The organism is Microbacterium sp. CR_7 (assembly GCF_041954755.1).
Classification (GTDB): domain Bacteria; phylum Actinomycetota; class Actinomycetes; order Actinomycetales; family Microbacteriaceae; genus Microbacterium.
The window spans coordinates 249,345-261,814 of record NZ_JAVAYF010000004.1 but is presented as its reverse complement, the minus strand read 5'-3'; the positions used below and the strand labels follow the sequence as shown (position 1 = coordinate 261,814).

The 12,470-nt window shown below is 69.0% G+C and carries 12 protein-coding genes; 9 read left to right on the top strand and 3 right to left on the bottom strand.

Annotated elements, in window-relative coordinates:
• Positions 1–23: 23 nt before the first annotated feature.
• On the top strand, positions 24–848 hold the full coding sequence (locus tag RAC81_RS10360) for a class I SAM-dependent methyltransferase (RefSeq protein WP_375082269.1): 825 nt from the start codon (positions 24–26) through the stop codon (positions 846–848).
• 72 nt (positions 849–920) lie between these two features.
• On the opposite strand, the gene RAC81_RS10355 is transcribed toward RAC81_RS10360, so the two are convergent.
• From RAC81_RS10355 to RAC81_RS10345, 3 genes are all read right to left on the bottom strand, one after another.
• Positions 921–2,042 carry a YgfZ/GcvT domain-containing protein gene (locus RAC81_RS10355; RefSeq protein WP_375082268.1) on the bottom strand — a complete coding sequence of 374 codons (1,122 nt, stop codon included), beginning with the start codon at positions 2,040–2,042 and terminating at the stop codon, positions 921–923.
• Between the two features lies 1 nt (position 2,043).
• A complete protein-coding gene (locus RAC81_RS10350; protein WP_375082267.1) occupies positions 2,044–2,646 on the bottom strand; it encodes an FABP family protein in 603 nt (200 codons plus the stop codon).
• A 159-nt stretch (positions 2,647–2,805) separates the two neighbouring features.
• Positions 2,806–3,093, bottom strand: coding sequence for a hypothetical protein (locus RAC81_RS10345; RefSeq protein WP_096714876.1), 288 nt, complete (start codon positions 3,091–3,093; stop codon positions 2,806–2,808).
• 72 nt (positions 3,094–3,165) lie between these two features.
• Here RAC81_RS10345 and RAC81_RS10340 point away from each other — a divergent pair, with 72 nt between their 5' ends.
• The 8 genes from RAC81_RS10340 (at position 3,166) to RAC81_RS10305 (ending at position 12,416) form a co-directional block, all read left to right on the top strand.
• On the top strand, positions 3,166–3,849 hold the full coding sequence (locus tag RAC81_RS10340) for a winged-helix domain-containing protein (protein WP_375082266.1): 684 nt from the start codon (positions 3,166–3,168) through the stop codon (positions 3,847–3,849).
• 52 nt (positions 3,850–3,901) lie between these two features.
• Positions 3,902–6,067 (top strand): RNA degradosome polyphosphate kinase, encoded by a 2,166-nt coding sequence (locus RAC81_RS10335; protein ID WP_375082265.1) that lies wholly within the window; start codon positions 3,902–3,904, stop codon positions 6,065–6,067.
• Positions 6,064–7,041 carry an NUDIX domain-containing protein gene (locus RAC81_RS10330; protein ID WP_375082264.1) on the top strand — a complete coding sequence of 326 codons (978 nt, stop codon included), beginning with the start codon at positions 6,064–6,066 and terminating at the stop codon, positions 7,039–7,041. Before RAC81_RS10335 ends, RAC81_RS10330 begins: the two co-directional genes overlap by 4 nt.
• A 179-nt stretch (positions 7,042–7,220) precedes the next feature.
• Complete coding sequence (gene pstS, locus RAC81_RS10325) at positions 7,221–8,321, top strand: phosphate ABC transporter substrate-binding protein PstS (protein WP_375082263.1); 1,101 nt, start codon at positions 7,221–7,223, stop codon at positions 8,319–8,321.
• 135 nt (positions 8,322–8,456) lie between these two features.
• A complete protein-coding gene (gene pstC / locus RAC81_RS10320) occupies positions 8,457–9,422 on the top strand; it encodes a phosphate ABC transporter permease subunit PstC (RefSeq protein WP_375082262.1) in 966 nt (321 codons plus the stop codon).
• A 1-nt stretch (position 9,423) separates the two neighbouring features.
• Complete coding sequence (gene pstA, locus RAC81_RS10315; protein ID WP_375082261.1) at positions 9,424–10,521, top strand: phosphate ABC transporter permease PstA; 1,098 nt, start codon at positions 9,424–9,426, stop codon at positions 10,519–10,521.
• 34 nt (positions 10,522–10,555) lie between these two features.
• On the top strand, positions 10,556–11,335 hold the full coding sequence (gene pstB / locus RAC81_RS10310; protein WP_251587067.1) for a phosphate ABC transporter ATP-binding protein PstB: 780 nt from the start codon (positions 10,556–10,558) through the stop codon (positions 11,333–11,335).
• Positions 11,336–11,966: 631 nt separating this feature from the next.
• On the top strand, positions 11,967–12,416 hold the full coding sequence (locus RAC81_RS10305) for an endonuclease domain-containing protein (RefSeq protein WP_375082260.1): 450 nt from the start codon (positions 11,967–11,969) through the stop codon (positions 12,414–12,416).
• Positions 12,417–12,470 lie beyond the last annotated feature (54 nt).

Genomic DNA, 12,470 nt, shown 5'->3' with positions numbered 1-12,470 from the left:
GTCCGTGCTGGGAGGATGGGAGCATGGCGTCCTCTCCCCTCGGCAGACCGACGCGGGGCACCACCGGAACCAATCGTCTGCGCCGCATCGACCGCTGGATCGCAGCCGGCGCCGCCTTCCGCCGGGCAGCAGACCCCCTGGTCGTCGACCTGGGCTTCGGCGCGAGCGGAGTCACGGCGTTCGAGCTCGCGGAGCGGCTCCGTCGCGTGCGACCGGATGCGGAGGTGCGCGGTCTCGAGCTCGACGCCGCCCGCGTCGCGACAGCCGAGGCGCAGCTCGCCGAGGTGCGTGCCGGCCGGACACCCTTCCCCGCCGACCTGCGGGTGTCGTTCGGACGCGGCGGGTTCGAGGTGCCCCTGCCCGGTGGTCGCACGGCATCCGTCATCCGCGCGATGAACGTGCTGCGGCAGTACGACGAGTCCGACGTGCCGGACGCGTGGCGCACGATGACGTCGCGCCTCGCGCCGACCGGAGTGCTCGTGGAGGGCACGTGCGACGAGATCGGGCGCATCGCGAGCTGGGTCGACGTCGATGCGACCGGAGCTCCGCTGCGGTTCACGATCTCGCTGCGACTGTCGGAACTCGAGCACCCCGGCATCGTGGCCGAACGACTGCCCAAGGCGCTGATCCACCGCAACGTCCCCGGCGAACGGGTGCACGCGCTGCTCGCCGACCTCGACCGCGAGTGGGACCGTGCGGCACCCCTCTCCACGTTCGGCGCGACGCAGCGGTTCCTCGCCACCGTGGCCGCGCTGCGTGCGCAGGGGTGGCCGGTCGAGGGCGGGCGCTCGCGGTGGCGACTGGGTGAACTCACGGTGCCGTGGTCGGCGGTCGCACCTGCCGACTGATCTCACCGCGTTCGTCTCGTCGCTGCGCTCCTCGCTCACCGACCCGCGGAACGCCACCGACCGGGTGGCGCCTCAGCCGGCGTGGCGTGGATCCGGGGCGCTGGGCCGACGCGACAGACGAGTCAGCCGGGGGATGTCGGCGGTCGCACCGGCATCCGCGGGGACGATGACCTGCTGCGCGGCGGCTATGTCGCCGCCCTCGGTGCGCACGACGAGGTCGCCGACGGGTGCGCGACGGGACAGGATAGCGAGGGCGATCGGACCGTCCTCGTGATGGCGAGCGACGGAGGTGATGTGCCCGACCTCGTCGTCACCGGCGAAGACGGGGTCACCCGCAGCCGGCAGCACGGCCTCGCTGCCGTCGAGGTGCAGGGCAGCGAGTCGGCGCGGCGGGTGGCCGAGGTTGTGCACCTTCGCCACGGTCTCCTGACCGCGGTAGCAGCCCTTGTCGAGGTGCACGGCGGTGCGGAGCCAGTCGGACTCGTGCGGCAGCGAGCGCTCGTCGACCTCCGCCGACCAGCGCGGTCGCCAGGCGGCGATGCGCAGGGCTTCGGCAGCGAGCAGTCCCGCGAGCTCCTCCGGCTGCAAGGTGGCGGCGAGCGCCTCGGCATCCTCACGTGTCACGATCGCGACCCGCCAGGCCAGGTCCGCACCGGGGTGGCTGGGGACTTCGGAGTACTGGTGCCCGCCCGCGCTCACGGACTGCCAGGGGTCGACCCACAGCAGCGGCACGCCGGCCGGGCGGGATGCGACGGACAGCACGCGCTGCGCGGCGGCACCGCCGTCGACGACGCCGAGCAGCACGAGCTCCGGCCGCACCTCGACGGTCGCCTGGGTGCGGAACTTCATGCGCTGCAGCCAGGTCGCGAGCGCGTCGGCGTCTCCGACGTCGGCGATGAGCCACGTCGAGGCGCCATCGTCCACCACGCCGGCGGCGTGCTCCACACGCCCCTGCGGATCGAGGACGAGAAGCTCGGTGCTCTCTCCCGGGGCCAGCCGTCCGAGCGCCTGCGAGGTGATCGAGTCGAGCCAGCTGAGGCGCTCGGGGCCGGCGACCTCGATCACCGTGCGGTCGTCGAGCGGCACGATCGCATCGCCGGCGGCGAGACGGCGCTGCTCGCGGAAGGCGTCGCCGAAGTGCACGATCCCCGCGTCACCCGCGACGGCACCTGCGATGTCGGCGAATCCGGCCACGTCAGACCCTCGCCAGTCGCGCGGAGGCGTGCGAACGCAGCGGCGTGCCGAGCGCCGCGATGTCCCAGGCCCAGAGCAGATGCCCGTCGACGAGGCCGTACATGCGCGAGGCGCCGGCGTAATCCTTGGCGCCCGCTGCGCGGACCACGGCATCCGTGCCGATGTCGATGCGCGGGCCGTTGATCTCCCCCAGGTACAGCTCCAGCATCCCGTCGGCGTGCGCGATCGAGACCTCGAGAGGGAAGCCACCGGATGCTGCGCGCAGCGCCTCCACGTCGTCGACGCCTCGCGGCACGTCCTCTCCGCGCGGCGGGAGCAGACCGGGACCCGCATCCGCGTCGGTCGCGGGACGGCTGAGCCGCCAGAATCCGGACTCGGCGATGAGCGGGATCGACACGGCGTGGTCGTCACCCGTGAAGGTGGCGGTCGCGGCGTAGTTGAGGAAGGGGCCGCCGTCGTGGCTGAAGCTCACGCGATGCGTGAACTCACCCTGCAGCCGCTCGTCACCGACGGGGTAGTCGATGACGCCGGTGCCCTCCCAGACGCCGATCAGCCATGCGAGGGGGGCGAGATCTGCGGGGAGGTCGACGGGCAGCTCGAGCATCGCGCTCAGCGCTGGCCGCGGAAGAGGTTGCGTAGCACGACGACCGAGACGAAGACGATCGCGAGGCTCGCAAGGCCCAGCAGGCCGATGTAGAAGAGTTCGAGAGCCATGAGGTCCATGACCTCCACACTACCCTCCGTGCGGGCTGCTGTCGCGCGATCAGGAGACGAGGGCGGCGAGGCCGAACCCGACCGAGATCACGCCCATCACGAGGAGCGCGCCGAGAGCCCCGCCGGCGACCCGCAGGATGTATCCCTGCGTGCGTCCGTACCCGAGCTGCACGGCGAACGACAGCAGCACGACGCCGCCGAAGGCGACGACGAGCCATGGCACGCGCCACTCCTCCGGGACCAGGATGCCGATGGCGATCGAGGCCGCGAAGGCGACCGCCCAGACCACGAGCACGCCGACGAACGCGTTCCTCGGTGCGAGCGCAGGTTCCGTCATGACTCCATTCTCACCCATCCACGCCCGGTATCATGGCTCCACGGCGTACCCCGCCGTCTGGAAGGAGTGCGTGTGGCCCAGGTGCTGGTGTTGACCAATGCTCCGACTGCGGAGCCGGTGCTTCCCGCCCTGGAACTGCTCAGCCATCGCGTGCGGCAGATCGCAGCCGAGCCGGCGCAGCTGGTGAGCGCTCCCGACTACGACGTCGTGATCGTCGACGGCCGTCAGGACCTCGTCGGCGCCAAGTCGCTGTGCCGCTTGCTCCGCGCCGCCGGACAGGACGCCCCTCTCCTGCTCGTCGTCACCGAGGGCGGCATGAGCGCGCTCTCCGGAGACTGGGGCATCGACGACGTGCTGCTCGCCACCGCGGGGCCGGCCGAGACCGATGCGCGGGTGCGCCTCGCGCTCGCTCGGCGCGACGAGGTCGCCGAGCCCAGCCGTGTGCAGGCGTCGGGCGTCTCGATCGACGAGCAGTCGTATTCGGCCAAGCTGCACGGCCGTCCGCTCGACCTCACGTACAAGGAGTTCCAGCTCCTGCACTTCCTCGCCACGCACCCGTCGCGGGTGTTCACCCGCGAGCAGCTGCTCAGCGAGGTGTGGGGATACGACTACTTCGGCGGCACGCGCACGGTCGACGTGCACGTGCGGCGCCTCCGCGCCAAGCTCGGCGATCAGGAGCAGATCATCGGCACCGTGCGCAACGTGGGCTACCGCTTCAACGTGTACGACGACGAGACGGTCCCGGCGACCCGCTGAGCAGGCGCGCCCGTTCACACGCGCGACACCTCGCGGTGCTTAGATGTACCCCATGATCGATCCCGCTCTCGCCGACGCCGGTCTCGGTGATGCCGAAGACGACGACTTCGACGCCATCGAGGCCCCGGACTCCCAGCTGCCGGACCACCGATACCTCGACCGCGAACTGAGCTGGCTCGCCTTCAATCAGCGAGTGCTGGAACTGGCCGAGGACCCGAGCCTTCCGGAGCTCGAGCGTGCGAACTTCCTCGCCATCTTCGCGAGCAACCTCGACGAGTTCTTCATGGTGCGCGTCGCCGGGCTGAAGCGACGCATCGTGACCGGTCTGGCCGTGCCGACCAACATCGGCCGCTCGCCCGTGGACGCTCTCGCCGACATCTCCCGTGAGGCCCACGCCCTGCAACTGCGCCATGCCGATGCCTGGACCTCCCTCGTGCGTCCGGCTCTGGCGGATGCCGGCATCGAGATCACCGAGTGGTCCGACCTGACCGACGCCGAGCGCGAGGCGCTCTCGGAGTACTTCGGCGCGCAGGTCTTCCCCGTGCTGATGCCGCTCGCGGTCGACCCCGCGCACCCGTTCCCGTACATCTCGGGGCTCTCGCTCAACCTCGCGATCCGCATCCGCAACGCCCGCACCGGGCGGCAGGAGTTCGCCCGTCTCAAAGTGCCGCCGATGCTGCCCCGCTTCGTGGAGGTCCCAGGGAGCGGCGAGATCAAGCGATTCCTGCGCCTGGAGGAGCTCATCGCCAACCATCTCGGCGACCTGTTCCCGGGCATGGAGGTGCTCGACCACCACGCGTTCCGATTGACCCGCAACGAAGACGTCGAGATCGAGGAGGACGAGAGCGAGAACCTCATCCAGGCGCTCGAGGCCGAACTGCTGCGGCGCCGCTTCGGCCCGCCCATCCGCCTCGAGATCACCGACGACATGGACGAGGTCACGATGGACCTGCTCGCCCGCGAGCTCGACATCACCGACCAGGAGGTCTATCGACTCCCCGGGCCGCTCGACCTGCGCGGACTGTTCGACCTGTCCCGCATCGACCGCCCGGATCTGCGCTACCCGCCGCACCTGCCGACGACCCCGGTGGCCTTCCAACCGGGCGGGAACGAGACGCGCGCCGACATCTTCAAGGCGATCCGCAAGTCCGACGTGCTGGTGCACCACCCGTACGAGTCGTTCACGACCAGCGTCGTCGCGTTCCTCGAGCAGGCGGCGCGCGACCCGCACGTGCTCGCGATCAAGCAGACCCTGTACCGCACCTCTGGCGACAGCCCGATCGTTCAGGCGCTGATCGACGCAGCCGAGGCCGGCAAGCAGGTGCTCGCGCTCGTCGAGGTCAAGGCGCGCTTCGACGAGGCGAACAACATCGTCTGGGCGCGCAAGCTCGAGAAGGCGGGCGTGCACGTCGTCTACGGGCTCGTCGGACTCAAGACCCACTGCAAGCTCGCGCTCGTGATCCGCGAGGAGGAGGGCGTGCTGCGCCACTACTCCCACATCGGCACCGGCAACTACAACCCGAAGACCAGTCGCATCTACGAGGACCTCGGGCTCTTCACCGCCGACCCCCAGGTCGGGAAGGATCTCACCCGCCTGTTCAACGAGTTGAGCGGCTACGCGATCGAGAAGAAGTTCAAGCGGCTGCTCGTCGCTCCGCTGCACCTGCGCAAGGGTCTCGTCCGCCTGATCGACTCGGAACGCAAGCACGCCGAGGCGGGGAAGCCGGCGCACATCCGCATCAAGGTCAACTCGATGGTCGACGAGGAGATCATCGACGCCCTCTACCGCGCGAGCGCGGCCGGCGTGAAGGTCGACGTCTGGGTGCGGGGCATCTGCAGCCTGCGCACCGACCTCGAGGGCGTGAGCGAGAACATCACCGTCCGCAGCATCCTGGGTCGGTACCTGGAGCACTCCCGCATCTTCGCATTCGACAACGACGGCGACCCGCAGGTGTACATCGGCAGCGCCGACATGATGCACCGCAACCTCGACCGACGCGTCGAGGCGCTCGTGCGCGTGACCGACGCGAACCACATGAAGGAGCTGCTGGCCTTCTTCGACCTCGCCCTGGCCCCCGGCACGTCATCGTGGCACCTCGGACCCGAGGGGGTGTGGACGCGCCACGCCGAGGACGCCGACGGCAAGCCGCTCGTCGACCTGCAGGATAAGACGATGGGTTCGATCCAGCGACGCCGGCGCGCACGGGCGGCGCGATGACTCCGCAGCCCACGGCGCAGGCGATCCGCTCGAAGTGGACGGACAAGGCCGTGTACGCGGCCGGCGCCGTCGTGTGGCGTCTCGTCGACGACAAGCTGCACATCCTGCTGATCCATCGCACGAAGTACCGCGACGTCACCCTGCCCAAGGGCAAGGTCGATCCGGGCGAGATGCTCGCCGAGACCGCCGTGCGCGAGGTGCATGAGGAGACCGGCATCCGCGTCTCGCTCGGCGTGCCCGTCGGGGTGAGCCGCTACCACCTCCCGTCGAGCAAGCAGAAGGTCGTGCACTACTGGGCGGCCGAGGCCACCGACAGCGCGATCCGCGAATCGACGTTCGTACCGAACAAGGAGATCGCCGCGCTCGAGTGGGTGCCGCTGAAGAAGGCGCGCGCCCGACTCAGCTACCCGGTCGATCACGAGATCCTCGACTTCTTCGCGAAGCTCGTCGACGACGGTGTTCTGCGCACCTTCCCCGTGATCGCGCTCCGGCACGCCAAGGCGCTGCACCGGTCGGAATGGGATGGCGCGGACGCGGCTCGCCCGCTCACGGAGCGGGGACGACGCCAGGCCGACTCGATCGTCGGCCCGCTGCGAGCGTTCGGGGTGCGGCGCATCGTGACGAGCGACGCGGTGCGCTGCGTGCAGACCGTGAAGCCCCTCGCGAAGTCGCTCGATCGCAAGTCCGTGAAGACCGCGAAGATCAGCCAGGACGCCTGGGAGGACGACACCGACGACCTGAGATCCGTGATCGGTCGACGGGTCCGCTCCGGCAAGCCCTCGGTGGTCTGCAGCCACGGGCCCGTGCTGCCCGGCATCCTCTCCGAGATCGCCCTGGCGACCGGCACGATCCAGGGATCGTACGTCAGCAGCGCGGCCGACCTCGAGCCGGGAGCGTTCTCGGTCGTGCACCTCTCCTCGTCGAACCCCGGATCCGGGATCATCGCGATCGAGACGCACAGCCCGAAGGTCTGACGACCGGCCGCGGGGAACGGGTACCCGGATTCTCCGCATGATCACGGGGATCGTCTCCAGAGAGTCGCCGTTCGTTCACCTTCCGTTCACCTGCGCGGTCGAGTCTCGTTAACCGCCGCACCTAGCGTCACTGTGTGCCCTGCACCGGGCCCCACCCATCCATGATCGAAGGATCCACAGTGAAGATCTCCCGAATCGCACGTATCGGCGCCATCGGCGCCGTCGCCGCTCTCGCGCTCGCCGGCTGTGCCGCGAACGAAGGTGGCAGCGGGTCGTCCGACGCCCCCAGCGACTCCACCCTCTCCGGCAGCCTCGACGCCACCGGCGCGTCCTCGCAGGAGGCCGCGCAGCAGTCCTGGGTCGCCGCCTTCCAGACGGCCAACCCCGACGTCACCGTCAACTACACCGCGACCGGTTCGGGCACGGGCCGCGAGAACTTCATCGCCGGCTCCTCGAACTTCATCGGATCGGACCGCGCGTTCAACACCGACGAGCTCGCCACGGGCGGCTTCGGCTCCTGCGCCTCCGACGAGATCGTCGAGATCCCCGTCTACATCTCGCCCGTCGCCGTCGCCTTCAACCTCGAGGGCATCGACGAGCTGAACCTCGACGGCAAGACGCTCGCCGGCATCTTCGCGGGCACCATCACCAAGTGGAACGACCCGGCCATCGCCGACCAGAACGAGGGCGTCGACCTGCCCGACCAGGCCATCGTGCCGGTGCACCGCGCCGACGCGTCGGGTACGCAGGAGACCTTCACGAAGTACCTCAGCGCCGTCGCCCCCGACGTGTGGACCTACGAGGCCGCCGACGAGTGGCCGCTGTCGTCGGGTGAGGCCGGAGACGGCACCTCGGGCGTCGTCGACGCGATCACCAACGGCTCGGGCTACATCGGCTTCGCCGACGCCTCGCGCACCTCGGAGCTCGGACAGGTCGCCGTCGAGGTCGAGGGCGAGTACGTCGCGTACTCCGCCGAGGCCGCTGCCGCGCTCGTCGAGGCGTCGCCGCTCGAGGAGGGCCGCTCCGACCACGACCTCGCCTACGCGGTCGACCCGGCAGCCGCACCCGCCGGCTCCTACCCGATCGCCCTGGTGTCGTACCTCATCGGCTGCGTCGAGTACGACGACGCCGAGACCGCCGGCCTCGTGAAGGCGTACTTCGAGTACGTCGCCTCGGCCGAGGGTCAGGATGCCGCCGCCGAGGCCGCGGGCAGCGCGCCGATCTCGGACACCCTGCGCGAGCAGATCAACACCGCGATCGACGCGATCGTCACCGAGTGATCGCGAGCTCAGCCAGGCGCTGAGCTCCGGTCCCGGCGCCCCCGGGTGTCGGTCGACAGGACCTCGACCGACACCCGGGGGCACCCGCATGAGAACACCCGACAGCCCCTCAGAGCACACCGTGGAGCCGCTCAGATGACCACCACCACAACGGGCCGAGAAACCCGTTCACCCGGGTCGCGCACCGCCCTGCGCCGACGGGGCGACCTCGTCTTCTCCGGCACCGCGCTCGGAGCAGGCATCGTCATCCTCATCACCCTCGCCGCCGTCGCGATCTTCCTCATCGTGCAGGCGATCCCCGCACTGTCGCCCGACACCTCGAACAACCACATCCTCGAGGGGCAGTCCTTCCTCTCCTGGGTATGGCCGTTCGTCTTCGGCACGCTCTGGGCGAGCCTCATCGCACTCATCATCGCCGCACCGATCGCGATCGGCATCGCGCTGTTCATCTCGCACTACGCACCGCGTCGACTCGCGGGCGTGCTGGGCTACATCATCGACCTGCTGGCCGCCGTGCCGTCGGTAGTGTTCGGCCTCTGGGGCGCCTTGACCTTCGCGCCGATGCTCGTGCCCTTCTACAAGTGGCTGAACGAGAACCTCGGCTGGATCCCGCTCTTCAGCGGCACGCCGTCCGGCACCGGCAAGACGATCCTCACGGCGTCCCTCGTCCTCGCGGTCATGATCCTGCCGATCATGACCGCCATCTGCCGCGAGGTCTTTCTGCAGACGCCGAAGCTCCACGAGGAGGCCGCCCTGGCGCTCGGGGCGACGCGCTGGGAGATGGTCCGCATGGCCGTACTGCCCTTCGCCCGGAGCGGCATGGTCTCGGGCGCGATGCTCGGCCTCGGCCGCGCCCTGGGCGAGACGATGGCGGTGACGCTGGTGCTCTCGCCGCTCGGCATCATCACCTTCAACCTGATCAACCCGGAGAACCCGACGACGATCCCCGCGATCATCGCCCTGCGCTTCCCCGAGGCGCATGACGAGGGTGTCAACACCCTGATCGCGGCCGGTCTGATCCTGTTCATCGTCACCTTCGTCGTCAACTTCATCGCCCGCTGGATCGTCTCGCGTCGCGCCGAGTTCTCGGGAGCCAACTGACATGACCGCCACCCTGACCCCCACCCCGGTCGCGGCGACCACGCACACGACCTCGGCGGGGCACCTCGCCAAATGGATGCCGTGGGCTCTGCTGCTCGTGGCGTTCGTCGTGTCGGGAACGATCTTCGCCTTCATGAACGCCGGCGGCGACCCCGCCGACTTCAACATCGCCCTGACGCTCGTCGTCGGACTGCTGCTCTACATGGTGCTGATCTTCGTGGTCTCCTCCGTGGTCGAGAGCCGTCGTCACGCCGTCGACCGCCTCATGACCGCGCTGGTCTCCGGCGCCTTCGTCGTCGCGCTCCTGCCGCTCGTCTCGCTGCTCTACACGGTCGTGGTGAACGGCCTCGCCCGCTTCGACGGCGAGTTCTTCAGCTTCTCGATGCGCAACATCGTCGGCGAGGGCGGCGGCGCCGTGCACGCCATCTGGGGAACCCTGCTGATCACGCTCGGCGCCACCATCATCTCGGTGCCGATCGGGCTGATGACCTCGATCTACCTGGTGGAGTACGGCGAAGGCCGCAAGCTCGCCCGAGGCATCACGTTCCTCGTCGACGTCATGACCGGCATCCCCTCGATCGTCGCCGGTCTGTTCATCTACTCGGTCTTCGCTCTCCTCGTCGGCCCCGGAACCCGCATGGGCATCATGGGCTCGCTCGCCCTGTCGGTGCTCATGATCCCGGTGGTCGTGCGCGGCTCGGAGGAGCTGCTGCGCATCGTCCCGAACGAGCTCCGCGAAGCGGCCTACGCGCTGGGCGTGCCGAAGTGGCTGACGATCCTCAAGGTCGTGCTGCCCACCGCGATCGCCGGCATCACGACGTCGATCATGCTCGCGATCTCCCGTGTCATCGGCGAGACCGCTCCGCTGCTGCTCACGGTCGGCATCGTGCAGGGCATGAACACGAACATGTTCAGCGGGCAGATGGCCACCTTGCCCGTGTTCTCGTACATGCAGGCCAAGTATCCCGGCATCCCCGTCGATGCCTACCTGGAGCGCGCCTGGGCGTCCGCGCTCACCCTCATCCTCATCGTCATGGTCCTGAACCTGCTGGCGAGGATCATCGCCAAGGTGTTCGCCCCCAAGACTGCCGGCCGCTGAGCCGCCCCCACCCGACTGAACAGAAGGATCACTCGTGTCCAAGAGCATCGAAGTCAACGACCTCAACGTCTACTACGGCGACTTCCTCGCCGTCGAGGGCGTCAACATCGACATCAAGCCCAACACCGTGACGGCGTTCATCGGCCCGTCCGGCTGCGGCAAGTCCACGTTCCTGCGCACTCTGAACCGCATGCACGAGGTCATCCCCGGCGCTCGCGTCGAGGGAGAGGTGCTGATCGACGGCAAGAACCTCTACGGCGCGAGCGTCGACCCGGTGCTCGTGCGCCGCCAGGTGGGCATGGTGTTCCAGCGCCCGAACCCGTTCCCGACGATGTCGATCAAGGAGAACGTCCTCGCGGGCGTGAAGCTCAACAACTCCCGCATGGCGAAGAGCGATCAGGACGCCCTCGTCGAGAAGTCGCTGCGCGGCGCGAACCTCTGGAACGAGGTCAAGGACCGCCTCGACAAGCCGGGCTCCGGCCTCTCGGGCGGTCAGCAGCAGCGTCTGTGCATCGCCCGCGCGATCGCCGTCTCCCCCGACGTGATCCTCATGGACGAGCCGTGCTCGGCGCTCGACCCGATCTCGACCTTCGCGATCGAGGAGCTCATCGCCGAGATCAAGCAGGAGTACACGGTCGTCATCGTCACGCACAACATGCAGCAGGCGAGCCGCGTCTCCGACAAGACGGCGTTCTTCAACATCGCCGGCACCGGCAAGCCGGGCAAGCTCATCGAGTACGACGACACGAGCACGATCTTCACGACCCCGTCGGTGCAGGCGACCGAGGACTACGTGTCCGGTCGCTTCGGCTGAGCACCCGTCTCGGTCCTGGCTTCCGAGCACAACTTCGGATGCTGACGAGGACACGCCGTGCGGCCCCCTCGTCGCACGGCGTGTCGCACCCGAAGTCCGAAGGCGTGCACGGGCGGCACGCAGCGCACTCTGCCTCCACGGTTCGGGACCCTCCCGGCTTATCCACACATCGCGTGTGCACGGCATCCGAAGGCCGACGGAAGGACGTCGAGGCCCGCATTCTGGCGTGATGTGCCGCACGTCATCCGTTGAGATCTGGACTTGGCGCGAGCTCCGCGCCCGAGATTCACGCAGCACGCTCGACCGACGCATCCGCCGCGGTGAGCTGCGCCGAATCCGCCGAGGTGTCTACGCATCGCTCGCCGCGTGCGACGTCGCCATGGAGGCGGCTCGTCACGGCGGATCGCTGGGGTGCGAGTCGGCCGCTCGCCACCTCGGGATCTGGGTTCTCGACGATGCGAAGGTCCACGTCTGGTTGCGCTCCGGCAGACACCACTATCCGGCGGAGTCCGTTCGGTGCGCCTGCGTCCGACATTGGGACGACGGTGGATCGACGTCGACGTTCGGCGCGCCGACCGTCTCGCGCATCCTGCTCCAGATCTACCGCTGCCGTGGGGACGAGGCGTTCTTCGTGGCGCTCGAATCGGCGCGCCGGCAGGGGTTGCTGCCCGTGTCAGAGCTGGCATGGCTGCGCGAGACCATCGATGCGCGTGGGGCGGACTTGATCGATTTCTCGCGCGATGACGCGGACAGCGGGCTGGAATCGCTCGTCAGACTGCGCACACGTCGTCACGGGTGGTCCGTCCGAACCCAGGCGCCGATCGTGGGAACAGGTCGCGTGGATGTCCTCGTCGACGGTTGGCTCATCATCGAGGCGGATGGCAAGGACAACCACGACGGCCCGTCACATCGACACCGCGATCTGGTGCGTGACGCGACGGCCGCAGGTTGGGGACATCCGACCCTGCGCTTCGACTACGCGATGATCGTGCACGACTGGGATCTCGTCGAGCGCGCGGTCATGGAGATGATGAAGTTGCGTCCGCTGGACCGCGAGCACAGGTTCGGATCTCCGGGATGACACGCCGCCGAATGACGCCGACGAACGGCGGGTTGATCCCCGTCTCCGAAGTCC